Source organism: Pedobacter mendelii, assembly GCF_014635725.1.
Taxonomy (GTDB): domain Bacteria; phylum Bacteroidota; class Bacteroidia; order Sphingobacteriales; family Sphingobacteriaceae; genus Pedobacter; species Pedobacter mendelii.
The window spans coordinates 107,597-134,384 of record NZ_BMDJ01000003.1; the positions used below are offsets into that span (position 1 = coordinate 107,597).

21 protein-coding genes and 1 pseudogene are annotated in these 26,788 nt (G+C 34.8%); 14 read left to right on the forward strand and 8 right to left on the reverse strand.

The genetic code is table 11. The features are described from left to right. The first annotated feature begins 155 nt into the window (after window positions 1-155). Entirely contained in the window at window positions 156-2,465 is a 2,310-nt protein-coding gene (locus IEV50_RS06550) for a hypothetical protein (RefSeq protein ID WP_188412442.1), read from the forward strand. A gap of 79 nt (window positions 2,466-2,544) precedes the next feature. Further along, window positions 2,545-2,739: a hypothetical protein gene (locus IEV50_RS06555; RefSeq protein WP_188412443.1), complete on the forward strand. Its 195-nt coding sequence runs from the start codon at window positions 2,545-2,547 to the stop codon at window positions 2,737-2,739. Between the two features lie 6 nt (window positions 2,740-2,745). Here IEV50_RS06555 and IEV50_RS06560 read toward each other — a convergent pair whose 3' ends face one another. Further along, complete coding sequence (locus tag IEV50_RS06560; RefSeq protein ID WP_188412444.1) at window positions 2,746-2,946, reverse strand: hypothetical protein; 201 nt, start codon at window positions 2,944-2,946, stop codon at window positions 2,746-2,748. Window positions 2,947-3,337: 391 nt separating this feature from the next. Between IEV50_RS06560 and bla the strand changes: the two genes are divergently transcribed. Both bla and IEV50_RS06570 read left to right on the forward strand, forming a co-directional pair. Further along, window positions 3,338-4,216: a subclass B3 metallo-beta-lactamase gene (gene bla / locus IEV50_RS06565; RefSeq protein ID WP_188412445.1), complete on the forward strand. Its 879-nt coding sequence runs from the start codon at window positions 3,338-3,340 to the stop codon at window positions 4,214-4,216. Between the two features lie 3 nt (window positions 4,217-4,219). Then, window positions 4,220-5,197 carry a Gfo/Idh/MocA family protein gene (locus IEV50_RS06570; protein WP_188412446.1) on the forward strand — a complete coding sequence of 326 codons (978 nt, stop codon included), beginning with the start codon at window positions 4,220-4,222 and terminating at the stop codon, window positions 5,195-5,197. 1 nt (window position 5,198) lies between these two features. Here the strand turns inward: IEV50_RS06570 and IEV50_RS06575 are convergent, their stop codons facing one another. Further along, window positions 5,199-6,272: a calcium:cation antiporter gene (locus IEV50_RS06575; protein WP_188412447.1), complete on the reverse strand. Its 1,074-nt coding sequence runs from the start codon at window positions 6,270-6,272 to the stop codon at window positions 5,199-5,201. 264 nt (window positions 6,273-6,536) lie between these two features. Between IEV50_RS06575 and IEV50_RS06580 the strand changes: the two genes are divergently transcribed. The 4 genes from IEV50_RS06580 (at window position 6,537) to IEV50_RS19825 (ending at window position 11,293) form a co-directional block, all read left to right on the forward strand. Then, window positions 6,537-7,613, forward strand: coding sequence for a fatty acid desaturase family protein (locus IEV50_RS06580; protein ID WP_188412448.1), 1,077 nt, complete (start codon window positions 6,537-6,539; stop codon window positions 7,611-7,613). 255 nt (window positions 7,614-7,868) lie between these two features. After that, window positions 7,869-8,036: a hypothetical protein gene (locus IEV50_RS06585; RefSeq protein WP_188412449.1), complete on the forward strand. Its 168-nt coding sequence runs from the start codon at window positions 7,869-7,871 to the stop codon at window positions 8,034-8,036. A 244-nt stretch (window positions 8,037-8,280) separates the two neighbouring features. Next, complete coding sequence (locus IEV50_RS06590; protein WP_188412450.1) at window positions 8,281-9,054, forward strand: HAD-IIA family hydrolase; 774 nt, start codon at window positions 8,281-8,283, stop codon at window positions 9,052-9,054. A 154-nt stretch (window positions 9,055-9,208) separates the two neighbouring features. After that, window positions 9,209-11,293, forward strand: coding sequence for an AAA family ATPase (locus IEV50_RS19825; RefSeq protein WP_188412451.1), 2,085 nt, complete (start codon window positions 9,209-9,211; stop codon window positions 11,291-11,293). A 182-nt stretch (window positions 11,294-11,475) separates the two neighbouring features. Here IEV50_RS19825 and IEV50_RS19895 read toward each other — a convergent pair. Beyond that, window positions 11,476-11,754, reverse strand: a pseudogene (locus IEV50_RS19895) (SusD/RagB family nutrient-binding outer membrane lipoprotein); the annotation flags it as partial. Window positions 11,755-12,131: 377 nt separating this feature from the next. Between IEV50_RS19895 and IEV50_RS19740 the strand changes: the two are divergent. Further along, complete coding sequence (locus tag IEV50_RS19740; RefSeq protein WP_262890404.1) at window positions 12,132-12,266, forward strand: hypothetical protein; 135 nt, start codon at window positions 12,132-12,134, stop codon at window positions 12,264-12,266. Between the two features lie 61 nt (window positions 12,267-12,327). Here IEV50_RS19740 and IEV50_RS06605 read toward each other — a convergent pair whose 3' ends face one another. The 5 genes from IEV50_RS06605 to rhaT form a co-directional block, all read right to left on the reverse strand. Next, entirely contained in the window at window positions 12,328-13,476 is a 1,149-nt protein-coding gene (locus IEV50_RS06605) for an alpha-hydroxy acid oxidase (RefSeq protein ID WP_188412452.1), read from the reverse strand. 12 nt (window positions 13,477-13,488) lie between these two features. Continuing rightward, window positions 13,489-14,874, reverse strand: a complete 1,386-nt coding sequence (locus IEV50_RS06610) for an FGGY-family carbohydrate kinase (RefSeq protein ID WP_188412453.1) — start codon at window positions 14,872-14,874, stop codon at window positions 13,489-13,491. Between the two features lie 18 nt (window positions 14,875-14,892). After that, window positions 14,893-16,176 carry a sugar isomerase gene (locus IEV50_RS06615; RefSeq protein ID WP_188412454.1) on the reverse strand — a complete coding sequence of 428 codons (1,284 nt, stop codon included), beginning with the start codon at window positions 16,174-16,176 and terminating at the stop codon, window positions 14,893-14,895. A gap of 106 nt (window positions 16,177-16,282) precedes the next feature. Next, window positions 16,283-18,403, reverse strand: a complete 2,121-nt coding sequence (locus tag IEV50_RS06620; protein ID WP_188412455.1) for a bifunctional aldolase/short-chain dehydrogenase — start codon at window positions 18,401-18,403, stop codon at window positions 16,283-16,285. A 27-nt stretch (window positions 18,404-18,430) separates the two neighbouring features. Further along, window positions 18,431-19,522, reverse strand: a complete 1,092-nt coding sequence (rhaT, locus tag IEV50_RS06625) for an L-rhamnose/proton symporter RhaT (protein ID WP_188412456.1) — start codon at window positions 19,520-19,522, stop codon at window positions 18,431-18,433. Between the two features lie 118 nt (window positions 19,523-19,640). Between rhaT and IEV50_RS06630 the strand changes: the two genes are divergently transcribed. From IEV50_RS06630 to IEV50_RS06650, 5 genes are all read left to right on the forward strand, one after another. Then, entirely contained in the window at window positions 19,641-20,672 is a 1,032-nt protein-coding gene (locus IEV50_RS06630; RefSeq protein ID WP_229746657.1) for a GntR family transcriptional regulator, read from the forward strand. A 220-nt stretch (window positions 20,673-20,892) separates the two neighbouring features. Further along, window positions 20,893-22,593, forward strand: coding sequence for a ribulokinase (locus IEV50_RS06635; protein WP_188412458.1), 1,701 nt, complete (start codon window positions 20,893-20,895; stop codon window positions 22,591-22,593). Then, entirely contained in the window at window positions 22,590-23,291 is a 702-nt protein-coding gene (locus IEV50_RS06640; RefSeq protein ID WP_188412459.1) for an L-ribulose-5-phosphate 4-epimerase, read from the forward strand. The genes IEV50_RS06635 and IEV50_RS06640 overlap by 4 nt, the downstream gene beginning before the upstream one ends. 160 nt (window positions 23,292-23,451) lie before the next feature. Then, on the forward strand, window positions 23,452-24,942 hold the full coding sequence (araA, locus tag IEV50_RS06645) for an L-arabinose isomerase (RefSeq protein WP_188412460.1): 1,491 nt from the start codon (window positions 23,452-23,454) through the stop codon (window positions 24,940-24,942). A 21-nt stretch (window positions 24,943-24,963) separates the two neighbouring features. Further along, entirely contained in the window at window positions 24,964-26,664 is a 1,701-nt protein-coding gene (locus IEV50_RS06650; protein WP_188412461.1) for a sodium:solute symporter family transporter, read from the forward strand. Window positions 26,665-26,788: the final 124 nt, after the last annotated feature.

A 26,788-nucleotide genomic window follows, 5' to 3' on the forward strand; every position in this document is an offset into this window, starting at 1 on the left:
TTTTTAAATCTACACAGCATTAGCGAAGCGCATTTATCCATTCTTGTTCATTATTCGTTTGTCGAATTCATTCATTTTGTTCATCAGATTATTCTTACCCAAATGATTTCTGCTATTGCAGAATTTTGATGACATTAGCATTATTATCCTCTACTATGAATACAAATGAATTAATCTCTCAGCTCAGGAAATTCGTTCTTATAAAATCGGGACTAAGAAATATCGATCCTGCTCATTGTAAGACTATTTCTGAGTATATATTTAAGGAAACTAAAAATTATATTAGCGAAACAACGGTCAAACGATTCTTTGGTTTCGCCCAGGTAACTCATAAGTTTTCATTATTTACATTAAATAGTCTTTCTCAATATGTTGGTTATATAGATTGGGAATCTTTTTGTAAAGGCAAAAAAGTTCAAACCCAAGATGAAGATGATGTTTGGTCAGACCTTCGAATTAGATGTAGAGCGATTACAGAGGCATCTTTAGTTGAGAAAAAGAACAGCTCAGGAATACCCTTTGATTCAACTGCAAACCGAAGTTTTCTATACGCTGATTTCGATTATTTTTTAAAAAACAACTATCAGTTTACGGCAATAAGTGCACAACCCGGACAAGGAAAATCAATACTTCTTGCGCATCTGATAGAACATTTTTTTTTTAGCGATAATGCACTTCATCCAAAAGATATTGTTCTGCTTATTAATTCAGATACAATCATTGAAATTATACAAAATGATTTATCACTAAAAGATTGGTTTAATAAAGAATTTAAATTTGGTGGCGTAAGTGAGCTTATTTCTTATTTCAGAAAAAACCATACAGAGCGTAAAGGCCGTTTTATACTTGTAGTTGATGGAGTTGACCAATTCTTATCGAATGATACATATTTTAAAATTTTAACAGACTTTTTATTAGGTGTTGAAGAAAGCAATTTTGTTAAAATTGTATTGGGACTGAGGGTTAATAATTGGGTAAATATGCAACCAACGATTTCAGGTTCTGCATTTTTAACTAACGCCTGGTACAAAGGATTATTTTTTGATAATGATAACGGAACAAATGTACCTCTGCTAAATAAAGAAGAAATTCTTTTCTCGCTCTCTCACATTGAGAAAAGAGCCATTAAAGAAGAAGATCTTCACCATGGCTTAATTAATCAGTTTAGAACACCGTTCTGGCTACAGGTTTATTACAAGCTTAAAAAAGAAAATAATACTATAAGGCTAGATAATTACCTGATATGCTTTGAATTAATTAATTATTTTTTGGAGAATAAAATTTTTCTATCAAAAGATAGCACAGAAAAAATTATCATTCTAAAAGAGGTTAGTAGTTCTATTTCTAAAGGACATGTTCGCCACAGAGTTGCCAAAGAAAAAATTCTAAGTACCATTACCCTTTATCCTACCGCCTATCAAGAACTTATATATGGAGGGATTCTTATAGAAGAAAAGCGATTAACAACGTCAATTCCAACTGAAGTTATCCGTTTTTTAAACGATGACATTTACACTTATTTTCTATTTCTACAGCTAAAAGAGAAATTTAAATTTAAACCAGATGAAAATTTCTTCAAGGAAATTTTAACAATTTACTCAGACCAAATTGATCTTTTGAGTTTAATGCTTAATTGGAGCATTCGTTTCTGTATAAACCGAAACGAAATACAGGCTTTGAAACAAATTTTCAAATTGCCATTTTCTAATAAAGAAAAGAATAAAGCATTTGATTTTATATGTGATGTAGCTGTATTTGAGCTTGAAAAGACAGGTTCTAATTTTAATTCTCAAACAATTGATATGCATTTTATAGATATCATGGTGATGGGAAAGATTTTAAGCCAAAACTACAAAGAAGCAATTAAGAAAATCTCTTCAAAGGTAGTAAATGATGATGTTCAGATTATGCTTAATGTTATAGAAGCTAGTAACTGCATAATTGACATGGACGAAAAGGGTTTAGCCGAGAGCATGCATCTTTTAAAAAGGCATTTAAAAATACTACACGATTTATTTCCGATAAACCCAAATGATTTAATTTTATATTTTTATAACATTCTTGCAAACAAGCCCAATAATGGCAAAACACTAGCAGATAAAATTATTAGCCTGCGCCAGCAAATTGAATTAAGCAACCCACATAAAAATGAGGAACTTACAAGCATTGAAATGATCTCTTACAGATTAGTTCTTATTGTTTTGTTTACAAATAAAAATTATGAGGAATGCAGAAATTTTTTAGAAGCCATTTTAAAGAAATTTCCAAATATATTTTACTTAAGGTCTTCTGTTTTTTCATCTTTCTTATTAATAATGATTACCCAAACTTACATAAAACTTAACTTGAATAAACAAGCAAAAAGAATCATTCAATTGTTAGATAAAGTAATCGATGAGAATAAAACTTATTTCACACCACACACCAAATCAGCATATATTTTTAGCGAAAGCAAATTTTCTTAATCATACAAAAAATTATACTAATTCTCTTAATGAAATAGAGCGAGGAATCGAATCATTAAAAAACAATCAATTCAAGGCAATGGAAATATCTTTCAGATTATTGAAAATTGATGTGTTGAAACGCTCTAACGATAATGAAGGTGTTAACCAAGCTATTCGCGACTTATTAAATTACATCTCTTTAAAGAATTTGAGCATACCAGATTTCGTAAATATCAATAATAGTGATTTTGATCATATGTTTAAAATTCTTAAATCTTATAAGCACAGCTAGAGGAAATTATAGGCTATCACTCATCAATTGAACACCTACAGCTACCAAACCTTTGTTTCCTAAATCAATTCGAAAGCTAACTGTTGCACCTGTAAAATCTTTTAGAAAATCTTTCTCAAATTTAAAGGGAATTTCTTGATCATTTTCATCGGTTATTATCCCGGAACCATCCTCTTTTATTAATGTAACAATACCTTTTCTAAGCATAATAACAAAGCATATAGCAAAATATAATATTGCACAATTATATGAATTTTTGTAATATTAATAAGTATAATATATATTACATATAAAAACTTTTTTGTAAAAAATAAATTTTTAAACATCTATACTTTATTCATTTACAGTTAATTGCTAAGTAAAAAATATTTAACTAGTTATCAAAGACTTAAATATAAAATATAGATAGCCGAACGTTTTATTAAACACACTAATCTTGTTATTTAATAGAGTTTAATGAAAAGAAATTCATTGTTAAGGGTTTGACAAAATTTCTTTTAAAAAGATATTCAATACAAAACCATATTTAACGACCATTATTATAGCGGTGTATTATTTGCAACTGCGATTGTTATCTTAGCAATTAATTTTTATTATTATGTCTAAATTCAAATCGCAATTATTGTTGCTCTTCTGTTTTTTACATTCATATATTTCTGCTTCTTCACAAATCGTTAAAGAGCCTTCAGGAACGCCAAAAGAATGGTCTGCATCATATACCCCATTTAGAATTGTAGGTAATTTGTATTATGTTGGTACTTATGATCTTGCTTGTTATTTAATAACTACCAATAAAGGAAATATATTAATAAATACTGGACTTGCATCGTCAACTAGTCTAATTAAAAATAATATTGAAAAACTTGGTTTCAAATTTAATGACATTAAGATCCTGCTAACTACTCAAGCCCATTACGACCACATGGGCGCAATGGCAGAAATAAAGAAAATTACCGGTGCAAAATTTATGGTTGATGAAAAAGATGTCGACGTATTAGTTGATGGAGGAAAATCTGACTATGCATTAGGTGGAAAAGAAAGTAGTTATGCTCCTATAATACCTGATAAATTATTGAGAAATAACGAAGTAGTTACTTTAGGAAATTTTAGTCTCAATATGCTTCATCATCCTGGCCATACAAAAGGTTCTTGCAGTTTTATTTTCTCTACAGCAGATAAAAATCGGAGTTATAAGGTTTTAATTGCAAATATGCCATCAATAGTAACAGAGAAGAATTTTAAAGGTGTAAAAAAGTATCCTGAAATTGCTGAAGATTACGCTTATACTTTCAAATCGATGAAAACTTTAACTTTCGATATTTGGTTGGCTTCTCATGCAAGTCAGTTCAATCTACACAAAAAACACAAACCAACTGATGGTTATCATCCTGAGGTTTTTATGGATAAAAATGGCTACATACAATCATTAAAAGAATTGGAAAAAGCTTACACAGAAAAAATAAAGAATAATAAATAGCACATGGAACAAATTAATTGGGGAATAATTGGTTGCGGTGATGTTACCGAAGTAAAGAGTGGTCCGGCGTTTAAAAAAGTGCCCAACTCTCGGTTGGTTGCAGTTATGCGAAGAGACGCACAAAAAGTGGAAGATTATGCTTTACGACATGGTGTTCCAAAATGGTATACCGACGCTGATAAATTGATTAACGACGCCGATGTAAATGCGATATACATTGCTACACCTCCATTGCAACATGAAATGTACTGCCTTGCTGCATTAGAAGCTGGCAAAGCTGTATATGTTGAAAAACCCATGACTATGGATGCAAATTCTGCTCAGCGAATGATAGATGCAGCAGAAAAGAATGATGTGAAGCTATCTGTAGCACATTACCGAAGACTACAGCCCATGTTTTTAAAAGTCAAATCGCTATTGGATGATAAAATCATTGGAGACATTCGCTTTGTAAATCTAAAAATGCTTCAGCCACCAAATCCTGATTTGATAGCTAAAAGTGATGAAAACTGGCGGACCAACCCGGCAATTTCTGGCGGTGGCTTATTTCATGATTTAGCGCCTCACCAAATCGATTTAATGACTTACTATTTTGGTAGCGTAAAAAAAGCCCAGGGCATGGCAATTAAACAGCAACACAATACAACAGCCGATGATTTAGTTGCAGGAAATATTCTATTTGATAGCGGAGTTGTATTTAATGGTTTGTGGTGCTTTTCTGTTTCGAAAGCAGAGCAAGCTGATGTTTGCGAAATATATGGCGAAAAAGGAAAAATAAGTTTCCCGATGTTTGGTCGTAAAATTTCTGTAACTATAGATGGCATTTTAAAAGAATATGAATTTGAGCCTTTAGAACACGTCCAGCAACCGATGATTGAGCAAGTTGTGAATTATTTTTTAGGGAAAGGTACGAATCCGTGCAGTGGTGAAGATGCATTAATCACAATGAAAATAATGGACACTTTTACTATTAATAAATAACTTAAGGCACTACCGTGTAAAACAGATAGGAAAAGAATATTACCAATAATACAATACCCTGTTGAATATTAGTTTTCCCGGTAGCTAAAGAAAACATTATAGTTAACATCGAGAGTAATAATAGCACCGTAGAAGTGTTATTTATGCCCAATACAATAGGCATTTCTGTTAAAATTGACACCATTGCTACAGCTGGTATAGTTAAGCCGATACTTGCTAGTGCCGAACCCAGCGCTAAGTTTAAACTGGTTTGTAAACGATTAGATTTTACTGCGCTATAAGCTGCTAATCCTTCTGGAAGTAGTACAATTGCAGCTATGATAACACCAACAACAGATTTTGGTGCTCCCATTTCAACAACAATGGTTTCAATATCTTTTGATAAATATTTGGCCAATAGAACTACGATTATCAAACTTAAAATTAAAAAAGCTAAGCTGGATAGTGCTGTAATATTATTTGGAGCTTCTGCATGATCATCTTCAGATTGTGATTCTTTTGGAAGAAAATAATCTCGATGCCTAACGGTTTGCATAAAAATAAATCCGCCATATAAAACGAGGGAAACAACAGAAACAAATATCAATTGACTTACGCTATATTCACCTTTAGCTCCACTGGTGTAGTTTGGCAAAATAAGAGTAAGTACGATTATCGATAATAAAGTTATTAAAGCTGCATTTACACCTTGAAGTTTATACAATTGCTCTTTAAATTTTAAACCACCTTTTAGCAAACAAATTCCAACAATTGCAGTTAAAATTATCATTACCGCAGCAAAAACGGTATCTCTGGCTAATTCCTTAACGCCATCGCCACCGGCGAGCATTAACGATACAATTAAACCAACTTCAATTGTAGTGATTGCAATAGCAAGTATAATTGTACCAAAAGGCTCTCCTACCCTGTGCGCAATAACTTCGGCGTGATGCACCGATGCAATTACAGAACCGATAAGCAATACGGCCAAAAGTAGTTTTAAAAAAAGTCCTGCATCATAACCTGCCACAAAATATAAAATTATAGCAGCAACAGGCACAAGCATTGTCCATTTTGGTAAATGTATTTCTTTCATGTTTTAGGAGTATTTTCAACAAATTAACATAAAAGTTCTGCATTATGTTATCATCACTATTAATCGAGTTAGTTTATTTTAACTATAATGGTTTTAAGTGAGCGAAAATTTATATTTCAAACAAACCGTACCGAACTATGTTTCGTACCTATATTAGCAGCAACAAAAACTGCCGGGAATTTTCCCGCAATACCTGATGAGTGATGAGTTATATAGCTGCTTTAAACGAAATAGTGGTGAAACAATTTGTTTAACCCAATTTCAATGAAGTTAAAAGCTAAATTCCCGTCCGCGGCATCTGGTCCGTTTTATTCCGTATTGCGCTCTAGGGTAAATAATCATTTTAAAGAAAATCAAATCTCTCCAAATGCCAACGCTGGTATGTGGATAAAAACAATTATTTTCCTCGCTAGCTATGTTTTACTTTATTTGGGTATTTTATTGCTTCCAATAAATTTATTTGCTTTAGCAGTTTTAACTGTATTGCTTGGAATGACGGCTGCTTTTGTTGGTTTCAATATTTGCCATGATGCTATACATGGTTCATTTTCAAAATCAAAGAAAGTAAATCATTTGCTTAGTTTTCTATTCAATTTATTGGGTGCAAGCCCGTATGTTTGGAACATAACACATAATGTTGTTCATCATACTTACACAAATATTGCTGGTCATGATGAAGATATTGAAGTTGCACCAGGTTTGATTAGGATATCAGATACTGATGAATTAAAAAGTTTCCATAAATATCAACAGTGGTATGCCTTTCCTCTTTATGGGCTTGCATCGCTATCATGGGTTTTAAGAAAAGACTATAAAAAGTTTTTTCAGGCATCAGTTGGCGCACATACAAACAAGCATCCTAAAATAGAATATTTTAACCTTTTCTTTTTTAAAGCAATCTACTATTTTCTATTCTTAGCATTACCAATTATGCTAATGGATATTGCATGGTACAACATAATTGCTGGCTTCGTGATACTACATTTATCGCAAGGTTTTACCATGGGCTTGGTTTTCCAATTAGCGCATGTTGTTGAAGGAACTGAATTTCCAATACCCGATTTGGCTGGTAATATGCAAGAATCATGGGCAGAGCATCAAATGGCAACAACAGCAAATTTTGCAACCGATTCTAAGTTTGCTGCATTTTTCCTTGGCGGATTAAACCGACAAATTGAACATCATTTGTTCCCTAAAATCTGTCACATTCACTATGGCAGTATCTCCAAAATTGTTAAATCAACAGCTTTAGAATATGGAATTGTTTACCACGAAAACAAAACATTTCCATTGGCTTTGCAATCACATTTTAATATGCTAAAAAAAATGGGAAGTAAATAAACGTAAATTTCGATTTTATTTTCTAAAGGGTGATGAATTGATGAGGAATTTGCTGCGCCACCATCAATTAAATCACTTAAAATGTCCAATACCTAAATGTTCTAGAAAATACTTGGCTTAAACAGCATTTTAATTCAAAATTTCGGCAAACTCAATCTAACAAGCTTATTTTTTATTTAAAAGTCAATTAAGTTTTGATTTTAAACATTTTTGAAGTATATTCACACCATTCAACGAACATTAAATCAAGAAGTTATGAAAAATTTTTTCTATTTCTTCCTGACCGTTTTAATTTCCACAGTTATATTACTTATTGGTTATGATTATTATGAACCTGAATTAATTTTCAGCACGATTACCATGGTGTGGATACTTTATTTGTGGCAAATTTCATACGCGAACAAGAGAAATTATAGCGAATAGCTAATTCAAGAATCTTTTCACCATAATTTCCTTATCACAAGGAATAAATACTCTGTGTTTAAAATTTAAAATGGTTAGACTGCTCATACTAATCTTTCTCTTTAAAAAAACCACACTACAGCAGGCAAAAAAAACATACTCACCTATTAATATTAAGCTAATGTTAAACAGTTTTTATTGTTTAACTAACAGTTATTTTAAGCCTATATTTGTGCCTAATGTTAAAGCAAGCTACATTTTTAATATGAAACAAGGACTTTTAATTGATATGGACGGCGTTATTTATAGCGGTGAGGAACTTATTTTTGGGGCTGATAGATTTATCAATAACCTAATAAAACAAGATATTCCATTTGCTTTTATGACAAATAACAGCCAAAGAACAAGTTTAGAAGTTCGTAGAAAGTTAAAAAGCTTAGGCATTAAGGTTGAAGACAGACATGTTTACACAAGCGCTATGGCTACAGGAAAATTTCTTGCAGACCAAAGTCCTGCCAGTACAGCTTATGTTTTAGGTGAAGGTGGATTGCTAAGTAGTTTGCACGAAAATGGAATTACACTTGTTAATACCGACCCCGAATTTGTGGTGCTTGGAGAAGGAAGAAATTTTACGCTTGAAATGGTTCAAAGAGCTGTTGATATGATTTTAGCAGGTGCAAAATTTATAACAACTAATCGCGATCCATCACCTAAAAAACCAGGTTGGAACAATTTAGGCATTGCAGCAACAACTGCTATGATTGAGGAAGCAACCGGAAGAAAAGCATTTGTTACCGGGAAGCCAAGTCCGGTTATGATGCGCTCAGCACGTAAATTTTTAGGCCTTGAAACCTCAGAAACTACCGTAATAGGCGATACGATGGAAACCGATATTCAGGGTGGTGTACAAATGGGTTACAAAACCATTTTAGTACTCTCTGGCATATCAACCAAAGATCGCCTAAGTCATTATGCTTTTAAGCCCGATTTAATTGCAAGTTCGGTTGATGAAATTAAATTTCCATTAACATGGTGGTAATAGTTAAAATTTTTCTCCATTAATTTACGCTGAATGCTTCTATTTAATTTATAAATAAATAGATACTAACATTTTTAGTAGCATTTAAAAAATCGTTGTATTTTTGAGGTGGAATCGCCCATAGGGTGCTCTTCAAATCCTTAAAAAATATACATTGGCTCACGAACATCAGCTTATACTCGATTTCCTTAAATCAACAAATCAATCTATTTTTCTAACCGGAAAAGCTGGAACGGGTAAAACAACTTTACTCCGACATATAAGGGAAACCACTGAAAAAAATTACGCCGTAGTTGCGCCAACTGCTGTAGCAGCGATTAATGCAGGTGGCGTTACGCTTCACTCCTTTTTTCAAATTCCTTTTGGTCCGATCATTCCAAACCATCTGGGTGAACCAATAAAATATTCATCTGAAAAAATTAAGCTTTTAAAGTGCCTTGAATTATTAATTATCGATGAAATCAGTATGGTTCGGGCAGATATTGTGGATTTTATTGATGCTGCCCTAAAAGGGGTAAAATCATCACAATTACCTTTTGGTGGTGTTCAGGTTTTAATGATTGGCGATTTATTTCAGCTTTCTCCTATTGCACATGATGCCTGGCATATTTTAAAAGCTTACTACAATAGCCCTTATTTTTTTGACAGCCTTGCTATTAGTTCTAATCCACTCACAACTTTCCAGCTCGATAAAGTTTACAGGCAGTCGGACCCAAAATTCCTTGATATTTTAAATGGCATAAGAGAAAACAATCTCTCTGATGATTTATTGCTTGAATTGAATAAGCGAAACGAAGTTAACCTGGCTGAAATTAAAAAAGATGAATATATTACATTAACTACCCACAACAATCTGGTAACACAAATAAACCAGGAATATTTACAGAAACTGGAAGGTGAGCTTCATCAATTTGGCGCCAAAATTACGGGTGATTTCCCAAAAGACGCTTACCCGGTTGATAACATTTTGGAATTAAAAGTTGGTGCAAGAGTTATGTTTCTTAAAAATGATTCTTCGGGCAAAAAGCTTTACTACAATGGCAAAGCAGCAGTAATTACCGAAATAAAAAGCGATGGTATAAAAGTGAAATTTAACGATGAACATACAGGGTTAGCGGTTGAACGGGAAGAATGGCAAAACATTAAATACAATTTAAACCCTTCTGATAACAAAATTACGGAAGTAAATACGGGTTCATTTTCTCAATATCCTTTTAAACTGGCTTGGGCAATAACCGTTCACAAAAGCCAGGGTTTAACATTTGATAAGGCTATCGTAGATGTTAGTTCATCATTTACCCACGGACAAGCATATGTTGCCTTAAGCCGTTGTAGAAGTTTGGAAGGTTTAATTTTGAAATCACCCATCACAGCAGATAATGTAATTACGGATCAACGGGTGATTCGGTTTACAAATGATGCCGTTGTTTCTAAACCGGATGCAGCAGCTTTAGCAAACGCATCAAGAAATTACGAATGGACACTTATTCTTGACTTGCTTGATTTTACTACTATTCATAAAAACTGGCTGACACTTAAGAAATCGAGTTTTGGAAATAATCCCGGAAATACAGCTTTCCAAGAAATCGTACATAAAATTACTAAGGTTTTGGAAGAGGAAATTATTGGTGTTGCGGGTAAATTTGTAAAAAAAGAATTTAATGGCTTATCGAAAAATAAATCCGTTAAGGATGAGGTTGAATTTATTGATCGACTAAGGAAGGCTTCAAAATACTTCATTCCAAAAGTGGAAACGGTTTTAAACGAGGCGGATAAATTCAATGAGCTGAATATTTACATTGATGAAAAATCAGAAAAAATATTGAACAGAATAAGTGATTTAATAAATGATTTAAGTTTAAAATTATCCTTACTCAAATTATCCTGGGAGAAATTTAACATCAACGAATACATAAAAGCTTATCATAAAGCAGGCAGTAAATACGAGCCTGTACAAACCGGCAGAAAGCCGAAGGTTGTTATCGAACCAAAAGAAATATCCAACATACAATTGTTCAATGAACTTTTAAGAATAAGAAAAATCATTAGTGAGAAAAGAAATGTTCCGGAGCATAATGTGCTTTCTGAACAAGCAATACTTTTAATAGCAACCAAGTTACCAAAAACAACTGATCAGCTTGCCGCGATAAAAGGTGTTGGGATTGGAAATGCTGTAGAAATAGGTAGTGAGATTTTAAAATCGGTTAATGGCTATTTGGGAACAAGTGAACTTTTTTAAAAGGATTTTGCGCCCTGTCTTGCTCTCAACCCGTCTTTCCCTCGCAGGCGTGAATCCTAATGCATAATAAAACCAACCGTTTTAATATTCCCTGTCAAGCAGCGAATATTAAAACGCATTAAAAAGCATCGAACCATAGTTTGGTCGTTAATAAATCTACTCCTTGACTAGCGACTGTATTTTTATATCTTGTACCATTTAATGATTGTTCTGTACCCGGATAAATAAACCGAACAGGAATCTTCCTGGTTAAAACGGTATTTACCCATGTGCTTGTTATCTGTATCGTCGCTGATAAATAAATTGCCATCTGCTTTAATTTCATCTAAAACGGATTTTGATTTTGCCGCATCTTTATCAGCAATTCGCAATGCGATACGAAGCCTTAAAGAATTAGCTAATTTTTTCCATCTGGCAATATTCCTACTATAAATCACGTCACCTCCAATTGCTTTCCCAGCAGTATCTAAATTATTTTTCGCAGTTTTTAAATCCTCAAAGAAGCCAAAATAAACATCCTTTTACTGGCTATATCGGTCCGGCTCAACAGGTAAATACTAAGATAATTTTGTGAAGGAATTTAATACTGAAATTAATAGTCTACTTACAAAATAGTAAAAATTATTCTACTCCATCTAATTCCTATGCAAGCGAAAATCTTAATACTTCTGATTATTTTGCATTAAGATTCCCAATTAAATTTGGAATGACGACTTTCTGAATAAGCTTGCGCTAGTTTTTAACGAATTCAGAACAGCATTAGATTATTTCGCATTAAGATTTCCAATTAAATTGGGAATGACGACTTTCTGAATAAGCTTGCGCTAGTTTTTAACGAATGCAGAACAGCATTAGATTATTTTGCGTTAAGATTACCAATTTAATTGGGAATGATTACATGATGAGAAATGTGCCCAATACCACTAAAACACCTTTCCCCTCAAGCCGTATTTTCCGCGAAGGCAAATCTTAAAAGAACCTAATATGAATGAATCTATCGAATTAAAATTCCCAGTTAAATTGGATATAGCGGATTACAAAGACAAATGTTTATGTAAATCCTCTACCCTTTCACAACCAAGCTGATCCATAACTTGTTTCAATTGAGTTTTAAGCATACCGATTGTATGATTGCCTCCTTCATTTCCTAAAGCACCTACGCCATACATAAAAGTTCTGCCTAAAAATGTAAAATCGGCACCTGCTGCAATCGTTCTTGCTACATCAGGACCAGAACGAATTCCGCTGTCCATCATTACCGTAATTTTATCTTTATATTTTTCAGCAATTGGAACTAAGGGTTTAATGGAAGATTGGCCAGCATCAAGTTGTCTGCCACCATGATTCGAAACAATAACACCATCCAAACCAAGGCTTATCGCCATTTGAGCATCTTCTTCTGTTGCAACGCCTTTTAAAACCAGTTTACCTTTCCACTTATCGCGAATTGAAGAAATTCTTTCTGCATTTAATCTACCCGAAAAAGTTTTATTCATGTACAATCCGAGCTGTTTCATATTTAAACCTTTTGGCATGTAAGGTTTCATGGTTTCAAAAGCGGGCTGACCGTGGAACAATGTTCTCAATGCCCATTCTGGTCGACCTACAATTTGAAGCATATTTCTTATTGACATTTTTGGTGGCATAGCCAAACCGTTACGAATATCTCTAGGACGAAATCCAAAGCTCGGAACATCGCAAAGAATAACCAAAACCTTACATCCAGAAGCTTCAGCACGATTTATAATGTCGTCAGTAATATGACTTTCTGCAGGATGATATAATTGATACCAGGCGTTTCCTTCCGTTATTTTCATTATGCTTTCTATTGACGATGTACTTACAGTACTCAGTACAAACGGAACATTATGCTCAAAAGCTGCCTTTGCTAAAATTTCTGGTGCGTTTGGCCAAATCAATCCTTGTAAACCAACTGGGGCAATTCCAAACGGAGCATCGTAAGTATGCCCAAAAAGTGTTGTTTTAAGCGAAACTTCTTTAAAATCTTTGAGATAATATGGTAATAATTCCAAATCTCTGATGTCTGATGTATTACGAAAAAGATTAACATCTTCATTACATCCTCCATCCAAATATTCGAATGCAAATCTTGGCATTTTTGATTTTGCCTTGTTTCGTAAATCATCTACCGAAGGATAATCAGTATTGTATTTCCAGCTCATTTTTGTTTAAATTTATAGTTGTGTGCTACGTTGAATAGCAGAATAATACTTTAATTGAATGATATCAGTTGGTGCAGGGCTTTCATTCCACGCATCATTAATTGCGAGAGCAGTTCCTATTGCTGTAGCCTGAGATACTGATGAAGCATAAACTTCAATATCAGGAATTGCAGTAGCAAGCAGATGCATATAAATTGCATTTTTACCAAAACCTCCATCGACAAAAATTCTTTTTACTCCTTCATTTAAAATTAGTTTAAGCGAATAAACCTGTTGTTTAACCAAATCGAAAATTAACTGATGATAAGCTTCTTCGGCCGTTTTGAAAAGATTTAAATCCCTATCCGGAAAGCCAGAATTTATTGAAAAATCAGTTTGAAGTAAAGCATTTTCAGTAATTTTATTAGCAAGGTTTAAAACCATTCCCGGGTTAAATTTCAGGTGTTTAAAAATGTAAGCTGCCCTATCAAAATGGTCTGCAATTCTTTTTAGCTGAATTTCGTGTTCATTACCTGCAAAAATCCGTGATGCTTTTACCGCTTTTCCTTTATAATGCATGTAGCAAAGACAATCTTGTTTAAGCTCTGTTTCTGTTAGCTTTTCCTGGTTAAAAGGATTTAAACTAATGCACCAGGTTCCGGTTGAAAGTAATATAAATGGTGTTGAAAAATTCGCAAGATAAGGAATTAATGCTGCTGAACTATCATGCAAGCCAACACCAACCTTTATATTATGTCCTTGAAAATTTGTTCCTAAACTTGAATCTGCAGGTGTAAATTTACCAAATTTCTTATCAAATTCTTCAATTGAGACCCAACTATGGTATTCATTTTTTTCGAAATCCCATAGTTGTGTATGGCAGCCAATGCTTGTAATATCTGCAACGGCCTTACCAGTAATCAGGTAACTTAAATATTGTGGTAAATGCAAGGCATACTTAACTCTTGCAAAAATTTCGGGTTTCTCTTTTTTCAACCGATAAAATTGCATACCAGAATTAAGGCTCCCTAAAATTGGCGAAGCTGTTTCTAATGAAATCTTTTCTTCGCCACCATAAGTTGAATAAAACTCTTTTTTTAAATCTTCGGGATATTCTTTCAGGTAATTATAAAGTGGTGTTAGCGGCTCGCCTTTTTCATCAAGATAGACGAAACTTGCCCCATAAGTTGAAAAGTTGATGGCTTTAATATCGTACTCTTTCAGCTGAAATACCTGATTTAAGGAATCGTATACCGAAGAGCGCAAACTTTCAAGGTTTTCGCAAGGGTCACCATCTTCATCTTTTGTTTCTACAAAACGAGCAGAACGTTCGTAAACGATGTTGTAATTTTCATCAATCAGAAACAATTTTTTATTCGTTTTCCCAACATCAAATATCGCTGCAACGGTTTTTGGCATTTTTTTCCCCTGTTTAAATTATAAGCCCGTAGCAACGGTTCCTAAGCCTCTGTCTTTTACTAAATTCTGGCGAACGCTAAGTTCACGATATAAACCAATTGGCGATAAAGCTGCATTTGTTCTTAATCTCGCCTCCGCAATCAAAGCCCTTAAATCACTACGGAAGGTATTTTGCAAAATTTCCTGTGCTTTGGCCACATCATTATTATCTTGAGCAGTATTTAAGGCTTTCCTATCAACCAATAAAGCTTGTGCGTATGCAATCATAATGGCTTCAACAGATTGCAATAAATCTTCTAAAGGATCTTTCACGTTGTGAGAAGCATCAATCATCCAGCCTAAATCTTTTGCATGATTCATTCCTTTTGCATCCATACCTTCAACTAATTCGTTAAAAATTAAAAAAAGTTGATAAGGCTTAATGCTACCGGCAGTTAAATCGTCGTCTCCATATTTAGAGTCATTGAAGTGAAAACCACCCAATTTGCCTTCCATTAAAAGTAGAGAAACAATCTGTTCAATATTCGCATTTGGCAAATGGTGACCTAAATCTACTAATGTATATGCTTTTTTACCAAGTTTAGAAGCGTAAAGAAGCGATTGTCCCCAATCGCCAACCGTAGTTGAATAGAAATTCGGTTCGAAGGCTTTGTACTCAACAAACATTTTCCAGTTATCGGGCAAAGCAGAATAAACTTCCTGTAAACTCTCTAAAGTATTTTCGAATGCTTTACGAAAATTCAACTGACCAGGAAAACAAGAACCATCTGCAAGCCAAACCGTTAGCGCATCAGACCCTAAAGCAATTCCATGTTTTATTACTTCGACGTTATGTTCAATCGCTTGCTTGCGAATGGCTGCATTTACATTTTGCAAAGAACCAAATTTATAACTGTATGCACTACCAGCCTGATCTTGAAATGTATTTGAGTTCATGGCATCGAACTTCAAGCCATAACCTGAAGCAAGCTTTTTTAAAGCTTCTGCGTTTTGAGGAATATCCCATGGAATGTGTAAAGAGATTGCGCCACTTGCGCCGTTTAAAGCATGAAGCAAACCAACGTCTTCAATTTTTTCTTCAATTGTCCGGGGTTCGCCACCTGTAATGGCAAATCTTCCAAAACGTGTTCCACCGGTGCCTAATGCCCAACTTGGTATTGCGATTTGAAAATCAACAAGTTTTTGAATGACACTTTCTAAATCAATGTGCGACCATTCTTCCTTTAAAAAGTTAAGCTTGCGCTGATGGGAGGTTAAAAGGGAATCGTTATGTTGTTCTATTTGGTTACGCTCGATATTCATTGGTCTATTTGATTAAAACAGCTTGCAAAAAACAAACTGAGGTTAGGTAATATTTAATTCTTTGTTTCGGTCTGTGCGGACACAGACCGAGGAGAAGAATATGTCCTTATCTTACAAATGCCATGGCAACACCACCATCAACATTTAAAACATTTCCTGTCGATTTTTGTAATAAGCCGCCAACGAAGGCAAAACAAGCATTTGCAATATCTTCAGGCAAAATAATTTGATTTAATAAAGTACGTTTAGCATAATAAGCAGGCAATTCTGCAACAGTAATGCCATATGCTTTAGCTCTGCCTTCTGCCCAGCCACCTGCCCAGATATTACTGTCGCTGATTACCGCATCAGGGTTTACAACGTTAACACGAATATTATCTGCACCCAATTCAGCTGCATTTAATCTGCTTAAATGTAGTTGCGCTGCTTTTGCACTACCATAACCTGCATTATTTGGTCCGCTTACCAATGCATTCTTACTTACAATATTAATGATATCGCCGCCAATACCTTGCTTTTGCATCGTATTTGTTGCAGCCTGAGTAATAAAAAACTGACCTTTAACTAAAACATCGTACAATAAATCCCAATCTTTTTCGGTGTGGTCGCCAATTGTTTTCGAAATGGATAAACCTGCATTATTTATAACGATATCAATACCGCCGAAAGCCAGTGCTGCTGAATCAAAAGCAGCATTAATATCTGCCTGGCTGGTTACATTTAAAATAGCAGTTGCGTAAGAATCTTTTCCAAACTGAGTTTCAAATTCTTCACCGGCAGCTTCTAACCGTTCGGCGTTCATGTCATTTAAAATCACCACACCACCTTCAGCAACAAATTTCTTTGCAATTGCCTTTCCAATTCCACCGGCACTACCTGTAATTAAGGCAATTTTTCCGGTTAGCGGTTTTGGTTTCGGCATACGTTGTAATTTTGCTTCCTCTAATAACCAGTATTCGATATTAAAAGCTTCCTGATGGGGCAATGAAGTATATTCTGAAATGGCTTCAGCACCTTTCATCACATTGATGGCGTTGGTATAGAATTCTGCTGCTACTCTCGCGGTTTGTTTATCTTTAGAAAAAGTAAACATTCCGATTCCGGGATATAAAATTACAACCGGATTGGTGTCGCGTATCGCCGGACTATTCGGATGTTTGCAAGTTTCATAATAATCCGTGTACATTGCCCTGTAAGCCTCGAAAGCGGGTTCTAAAGTTTCCTTTAAAGATTTTGTATCTGATAAATCAGCATCTGCTGTTAGCGTTAAAACCAGCGGACTGATTTTAGTTCTTAAAAAATGATCAGGGCAACTGGTACCCATAGGTGCTAAACGGCTTAAATCATTTGAGTTAATGAATTCCAAAACACGGGCATCATCCGTAAAATGACCAATCATGTGTTGTTTTGAAGAACATAATCCACGTAAAACGGGTGCTAATGTTGCAGCTTGTTTTTTGCGCTTATCAGCCTCTGCACTTTCTATTTTTTGTCCACCAAAAACCGGAGCTTTTTTACCATAATTCTGAGCTAAATAGTCTGAACAGATTTCGATAACATCTAAAGTATTTACATAGCTTTCGTAAGCTGTATCGCCCCAGGTAAATAAACCATGAGAACCTAGCATAATTCCACGAATTCCAGGATTTTCATCAAGGCATTTTTTCAAAGTTAAGCCCAATTCAAAACCAGGTTTTTTCCATTCTACCCAACCGATTGTACCACCAAATAATTCTTCAGTAATTTTTTTCCCATCTTTTGCTGCTGCAATGGCGATAGCGGCATCAGGATGCAAATGGTCGATATGCGCAAAAGGTAAAAATCCGTGTAATGGTGTGTCAATTGATGGTGCTTTTGAGCTTAAATCGAAAATACAATGGTTAAACAATTCAACCATTTCATCTTCATGTTCTACACCGCGATAAATATTTTTCAAACTCCTTAATCTATCGACGTAAAGCGCAGCAAGACCACTTTTTTTCAATGTACCTAAATCGCCACCCGAACCTTTAACCCACATTACTTCAGTTTCTGAACCTGTTAGCGGGTCTTTTTCTAATAATTTACACGATGTATTGCCTCCGCCATAATTTGTTAAACGTAAATCGGCACCTAATAAATTAGAGCGATAGATTAACAGTGCAACTTCATCTCCGGCTAATTTTGCAGCCTCTTCTTCATCCCATAAGTAGCTTACGTACTTATAATTTGTTTCTTTAACAGACATCTATATTGATATTTTACTTTTTAAAATTTATTTAATTGAATTTCCATAACCCACGATAAGTACAGAAATGATGATGGTTAAAATCCCCACGATAACAGTGGTGAATGTTTTTTTGGAAACACCTTTCCATTCTTTTAATATTAAGCCCCAAACGTTAGCGATTAAAATGATAAACGCCATGTGTAAAATCCAGGAACTTGCACCATTGCCCATTTTACTTTCGCCCATGCCATAAAAGAAAAACTGCAAGAACCAGGTTGTACCAGCGAGCGCTGAGAAAATATAATTTTTTAACAATGGAGTACTTGCCTTTGTGTAATCGCCAAAAGTTTTATTCCTTGCATTTAGAGCCATACACCAGATAAAATTTGTGGTTAAACCGCCCCAAAGTACAATAATGTATGTTACATTATTTTGAAAAAGAAAATTTCCGGTTTCAGCAGGATTTGTAGCTTTCCAAACTGCATTTGCTGCATCGGCCATTGGTTTACCCGCCTCAATACCAAAGTTAAAACAAGCGCTTAATACTCCCGAAACAATGCCAACAAATAAGCCCAAACCAAATTTAAACTCAGTTTTAACTTCCATTCCATGAGGGTCCGTAACATCTGTTTTAATCTCTTTCTCTTTCATCATACCTGCTTTGCCACAGATAACAATTCCTAAAACGCATACTAAAAGTCCAAGCAAAACCATTCTTCCCCAATCGGTTGTAATAAACATGGTAAAAGTGTCTTTACCGGCCTGAGGAAAAAAATCAAAATAAATGGATGGCAAAATAGAACCAAGCACCATACAAAGGCCCAAGATAATACTACTACCTAATGAAACACCTAAATAACGAACGCCTAAACCATAAGTTAAACCGCCGATACCCCATAAAATACCGAAGAAGTAGGTTAACCACAAAATACTACCACTTGTACCAGATATAATTGCTGTAAAATTAGGTACGGTTAAAAATGCGGCAAGAGGCGGAACAATTAACCAGGAAAATATGCCACCTACAATCCAATAGCTTTCCCAAGCCCAGCCTTTAACTTTTTTATACGGAATGTAGAAACTCCCGGAGGCAAACCCTCCGATAAAATGAAAAATTACACCTAAAATTGCTTGCATGTTATTGGTTTTATATTTGGTTTTCGAATGTAAAAATTGAAATAAACTTAACTGTTATGTACTGTCATGCTTATAAGAAATGTGTTTTGTTATATTTGGAGAAAATAACCACCTAGTTTTGAAATCCGAAGATTTAATCAGTTACATTATTATCGATGAATATTCTGCTACACCTAAGTATAAGCAGTTGGTAAATACGATTTTATATGCGATTGAAACAGGAAAAATTCAAAACGGGAATATGCTCCCTTCGATAAATGAGTTGAGTTTCGTTTTAGAAATATCAAGAGATACTGCTGAAAAAGGTTATCGCCGATTAAGGAAGCTTGGTGTTATAGAATCTATTCCAGGGAAAGGTTACTTCGTAATCAATACCGATTTTTCAAGAAAACTTAAAATTTGCTTACTATTTAATAAGTTAAGTACACATAAAAAAATTATTTATGATTCATTTTCAAAAGCCATAGGCGAACAGGCTGCGATAGATTTATATGTTTACAATAATGACTTCTCTCTATTTAAAAGCATATTAAATAATAAAAAGGATGGTTACACACACTATGTAATCATCCCTCATTTTAACGAAGGCGATGAAAAAGCACAGGATATTATAAATGCAATACCTAGAGAAAAATTGATTATTCTAGATAAGCTGCTTCCTGGAATTACTGGTGAATATGCTGCTGTTTATGAGAATTTTGCCCAGGATATTTATAATGCTCTAGAACAAGCTTTAGCACCACTTTCAAAATACCATACGCTAAAAATTATCTTCCCCAAAAACACCTATTTTCCAAAGGAGATTTTAGATGGCTTTTACAAATTTTGCCAGCAATATGCTTTTAACCATAAGGTTGTAGATAATATTATTGTTGAAGAAATAAGCAAAGGTGAAGTTTACATCAGTTTAATGGAAGATGATTTGGTTACACTAATCGAAAGATTACTGGCCCTGGAAATGGAAGTTGGTAAAGATGTTGGTGTAATTTCTTATAACGAGATACCTTTGAAGCGGATTATTTTAAATGGCATTACAACCATTTCCACTGATTTCGCAATGCTAGGTACTGAAACAGCAAACTGTATCTTGAATAATATCAGGGAGAAAATTCATGTTCCTTTTTATTTAAATTTGAGGAAATCGCTATAAAAAAAACGCACAGATATACGCTATTTTTATCCGAAAATTTTTGAGCATACTCCCACCCAAAGTTTTAAAATTTATTTTTTAAGAAAATCTCCGTTTTTTATTTGTAATAATGCAATTCAAACATCTACTACAAAAAATGTTGAAATTTATAACCAGTAAAAACACAACAAAATTTTTTAATTCAAATAAATAAACGTTAATTAGACATTTATTTATTGTTATGAGCACAGCAAATTATGTAATCGGAGTAGATTACGGGACAGATTCTGTTCGATCCGTTCTGGTTGATTCCGCAAATGGAAACGAAATTTCCTCTTCTGTTTTTCTTTACCCTCGATGGCAAAAGGGCCAATATTGCAAACCATCCATTAATCAATTCAGACAACATCCTTTAGATTATATTGAGGGATTAACCCACACCATAAAAGATTGTATTGCAAAGGCAGGCGGTGAATCAGTTGCTTCTTTTGTTAAAGGAATTTCAGTAGATACAACAGGATCTAGTCCTGTGGCTGTTGATGAAACCGGCACTCCATTGGCTTTAAAGGCTGATTTTTCTGAAAACCCTAATGCAATGTTTGTATTATGGAAAGATCATACTGCGGTTAAAGAAGCGGCAGAAATTAACAATCATGCAACAAAATTCCCAGTTAACTATTTAAAATATGTTGGTGGAATTTACTCTTCAGAATGGTTCTGGTCTAAATTGCTTCATATTTTAAGGGTTGATGCACAAGTAAGAAAAAGCACAGTTTCATGGGTTGAACACTGCGACTGGATTCCTTTTTTATTGAGTGGAAAAAGAGATGTAAAAGAGATGAAACGCAGTCGTTGTGCTGCCGGACATAAAGCACTATGGGCAGAAGAATTTGACGGATTACCTCCTGAAGAATTTTTTGAAACTCTAGATCCTTTATTAAAGGGATATAGAGCATTATTATTTAAAGATACCTACACTTCTGATATTTCAGCAGGAAATTTAAGTGCCGAATGGGCTGAGAAATTAGGTTTAAGTAAAGATGTTGTTATCGGTGTTGGTGCTTTCGATGCACACATGGGGGCTGTTGGTGGACAAATTGAGCCTTACTATTTGAGTAAAATAATGGGAACCAGTACCTGCGATATTCTGGTAGCACCAAATGAAGATATGGAAGGTAAATTGGTAAACGGAATTTGCGGACAAGTAAATGGCTCAGTTATTCCAGGTATGGCAGGTTTAGAAGCCGGCCAATCTGCCTTCGGCGATGCTTATGCATGGTTTAAAAATCTAATAAGCTGGCCAATTAATAATTTATTAGCTGAATCTATACTGATTGATGAGCATACTGCGCTGGCTTTAAAAGAAGAAATTGAACACAAAATTATTGCAAATTTAAGTAAGCAGGCATCAGAATTACCTGTTGATGATTATCCTGAATTGGCCTTAGACTGGTTAAATGGCAGAAGAACCCCAGATGCTAATCAAGAATTAAAAGGTGCAATAACCGGCTTGAGTTTAGGTACTGATGCACCAAGATTTTTCAGGGCTTTAGCTGCTGCAACCTGTTTCGGTGCGAAGGCAATTGTAGATAGATTTAAAGAACAAGGCGTTCCGGTTAAAGGAATTATTGGCATTGGTGGCGTAGCCAAAAAATCGCCATACATTATGCAAATGATGGCCGATGTTTTGGAAATGCCAATTCGCATTCACCGCTTTGAACATACCTGCGCTTTGGGTGCAGCGATGTTTGCAGCAGTTGCAGCAGGCATTTATCCAGATATAGAAACTGCAATGGCCGCTATGGGAACCGGATTTGAAAAGGAATATCAGCCGCAGCTGAAAAACATAAAAATTTATCGCCAGCATTACCAACAGTATTTAGGCTTAGGCAGATATATTGAAAAATACCATAAGAAAGATGTAAAACCATATATATCATGAGCAACTATATGGATATAAAAGAGCAGGCTTACGCAGCAAATATGCAACTGCCGAAATTGGGTTTAGTGCTTTTCACTTTCGGCAATGTTAGTGCAGCCGATAGGAATAAGGGTATTTTTGCAATTAAACCAAGCGGTGTTCCCTATGAGGATTTAACTGCTGAAAAAATGGTTATTGTAGATTTCGATGGAAACACTGTTGAAGGAAATTTACGCCCATCATCTGATACTAAAACCCATGCAGTACTTTACAAACATTGGGAAGATATTGGGGGCATTGTACACACGCATTCTACTTACGGAACAGCGTGGGCACAGGCACAACGGGCAATTCCGATTTTCGGGACAACACATGGCGACCACTTAACGGTAGATATTCCTTGTGCGCCACCTATGGATGACGAAATGATTAAAGGAAATTATGAGTATGAAACGGGTTTCCAGATAATGAATCATTTTAAAAGTTTAGGTCTTAGCCATAAAGAAGTAGAAATGATTTTAGTAGGTAACCACGCTCCTTTTACCTGGGCCAAAACTGCTGAAAAAGCCGTATACAATAGTGCTGTTTTAGAAGCAATTGCACAAATGGCCATACTAACCGAACAAATTAATGCGAATGCACCAAGGTTAAAAGATTCTTTAATAAAAAAGCATTATGAACGTAAACATGGTGCCGATGCATATTATGGCCAAGAGTAGATTTAAAGTTATTAGTACAATTTTGGCTAAAATAAACCTGATTAGAGTGTGCATGAAGGCTAATTTTTCATTGGCCAAATAAAACGGAAAGCTAGACTATCGAAACCGAAAACTGCTTTTCAAAAAAATATTAACATAATTAATTTCTAACCACAATAAAATGATTGATTTAAAAAAATTACAGGTTTGGTTTATTACAGGTACCCAGGATTTGTACGGAGAAGAAACATTAAAACAAGTTGCAAGACATGCCGAAAAAGTTGCAAAATCATTAAATAATAATGAAAAAATTTCAGTTTCGGTTGTTTATAAGCCAATTGTAAAAAATACAGATGAAATTTTTGAAACCTTGCAAAGTGCAAATACAGATGAAAATTGTATCGGGGTTGTAACCTGGATGCACACCTTCTCTCCTGCAAAAATGTGGATTAGAGGCTTAAATATTCTGCAAAAACCACTCTTACATTTACATACACAGTTCAATCGAGATATTCCATGGAATACCATTGATATGGATTTTATGAATTTAAACCAAAGTGCGCATGGCGACAGAGAGTTTGGGTTTATGGTTACTCGTATGCGTAAAGATAGGAAAGTTGTTGTTGGACATTGGGAAGATGAAGAAGTTGCTTCTCAAATTGATACTTGGTGTAGAGCTGCTGCAGGCTGGCACGATTGGCAAGGTGCAAAATTTGTCCGTTTTGGCGATAACATGCGTTATGTTGCAGTAACCGATGGTGATAAAGTTGAAGCAGAAATGAAATTCGGTTTTTCAGTAAACACCTATGGTATCGGCGATTTAGTTGCTGTAATTAATGCTGTAAATGAAGATGCAATCCAAACTTTGTTAAAAGAATATGAAGAAACTTATGAAATGGCCGATGATTTAAAAACGGGTGGTGCCAGACATTCTTCAGTTTATGATGCAGCAAAAATTGAATTGGGTTTAAGGAAATTTTTAGAAGATGGTAATTTTAAAGGCTTCTCTGATACATTTGAAGATTTACATGGCATGATTCAATTACCAGGAATCGCAGCACAACGATTAATGGCTAGTGGTTATGGTTTCGCAGGAGAAGGCGACTGGAAAACCACTGCATTAGTGCGGGCATGTAAAGTTATGGGCTCTGGTTTGGCTGGAGGAAATGCTTTCATGGAAGATTATACCTACCATTTCGATCCGGAAAATTCAATGGTTTTAGGCTCACACATGCTTGAAGTTGATGCTTCTTTAGCAAAAGGGAAAGCAAGTTTAGAAGTTCATCCATTGGGTATTGGTGGTAAAGCAGACCCAGCTCGTTTGGTTTTTAATGTTGCAGGTGGTGATGCTCTAAATGCATCTTTAATTGACATGGGCAACCGATTCCGTTTATTGGTTAATGAGGTTAAAGCAGTTGAGGCTGAGCATGACTTACCAAACCTGCCAGTTGCAAGGGTGCTTTGGAAACCGCTTCCTGATATGAAAACAGGTTGTGCTGCATGGATTTATGCAGGTGGTGCGCATCACACAGCTTACAGCCAGAATTTAACTACTGAGCATTTAGCTGATTTTGCAAACATTGCAGGTATAGAATATATTAATATCGGCGCAGAAACCAAAATAAACCAGTTCAGAAATGAGCTTCAATGGAATGAAGTTTTTTATAAATAAATAACCAAATCAAACTAAATTATGAACAGTTTTTCTACGGTAGATTACACCGTTTTTATCTTCTATTTCATCTTAATTTCCGCTTACGGTTATTGGATTTACAGTAGTAAGAAAAATAAAGCTACATCAGGAAGTCACGACTTCTTTCTCGCCGAAGGTTCTTTAACCTGGTGGGCAATTGGAGCATCCCTTATTGCATCGAACATTTCTGCTGAGCAATTTATTGGCATGAGTGGACAAGGATTTCAAGTAGGTATGGCCGTTGCAGCATACGAGTGGGTAGCCGCTATTGCATTAATTATTGTTGCGGTTTGGTTTATTCCGGTTTACCTGAAGAATAAAATTTTTACCATGCCACAGTTTCTGCAAACACGGTACAATGAAACAGTAAGTTTAATAATGGCCATATTCTGGTTATTCTTATACATTTTTGTAAACCTTACCTCTATTTTATACCTGGGTTCTATCGCTATAAGCAGTATGGTAGATCCGATGTATTTTAAATACATTGTTGTTGGCTTGGCTGCTTTCTCACTAATTATTACACTGGGTGGAATGAAAGTAATCGGCTTTACAGATGTAATTCAGGTAATCGTACTAATTGCGGGAGGCTTAGTTACAACCTACATAGCACTAACCATGGTGAGTGATCACTTTGGATTAGGAAAAGATGCCATTGCGGGTTTTAAAATGTTGATGAAAGACTCGCCAGACCATTTTAAAATGATTTTAGCTAAACCAGATGCTAATTCATCTCAGGAATATGTAAATAAATATTTGGCTTTGCCAGGTATTGCAATGTATTTTGCCGGCCAGTGGATTGTGAATTTAAACTACTGGGGTTGCAACCAATATATTACTCAAAGAGCGCTTGGTGCAGATTTGAAAACAGCTAGAACAGGTATTTTATTTGCTGGTTTCTTAAAATTAGGTATGCCGATTATCGTGATGTTACCGGGTATTGCAGCATATGTTTTACACAGAAATGGTGCATTGCAGCATGAAATGGCTCCTCATGGAAAAGTAATTGCTGATAATGCATACTCGGCGGTACTAACATTTTTACCCAACGGATTAAAAGGTTTGTCGTTAGCAGCATTAACAGCTGCAATTGTGGCATCTTTAGCAGGTAAAGCAAATAGTATTTCTACCATCTGGACTTTAGATATATACAAAAAATACATTAACAAAAATGCTGATGACAAAAAATTAGTTATAGTTGGAAGAATAAGTATTTTCGTGGCAATTACAATGTCGGTAATTTTAACTTGGGATGACTTACTAGGAATTGGAGGCGAAGGAGGATTTACTTTCATCCAAAAATATACAGGCTTTATTAGTCCAGGTGTATTTGCCATGTTCCTTTTGGGGATGTTTTGGAAGCGTACCACGGGTACCGCGGCAATTGCTGGTTTAATAACCGGATTTTTGCTTTCGGTGGTTTTCAATAATTATGCACCAATATGGTTTGGTCACGAAAATTTCTTGTATACAGCTTATATCAATAAGGATGGTATTTACGAAATTCCATTTTTAATATGTATGGGTTTATCGTTCTTATTTACAATGATTGTAATGGTTGGACTGAGTTTATTAGGGCCAAAAGTTAATCCTAAGGCATTCGAACTAGATAAATCGATGTTTAAAGTTGCGCCATCTACCTTAGTATTGATTGTAGTTACCTTACTTTTAATTACACTTATTTATGTCAAGTTCTGGTAATTAGCTTTAGAACTATAATAAAAAAGGGCAATTTTATACACGAAAATTGCCCTTTTTTATTAGTTGATGGTTAATGATTATTTTTAATTATGTTTTTTCAAAAACGCTTTAAGATTCCCGCATG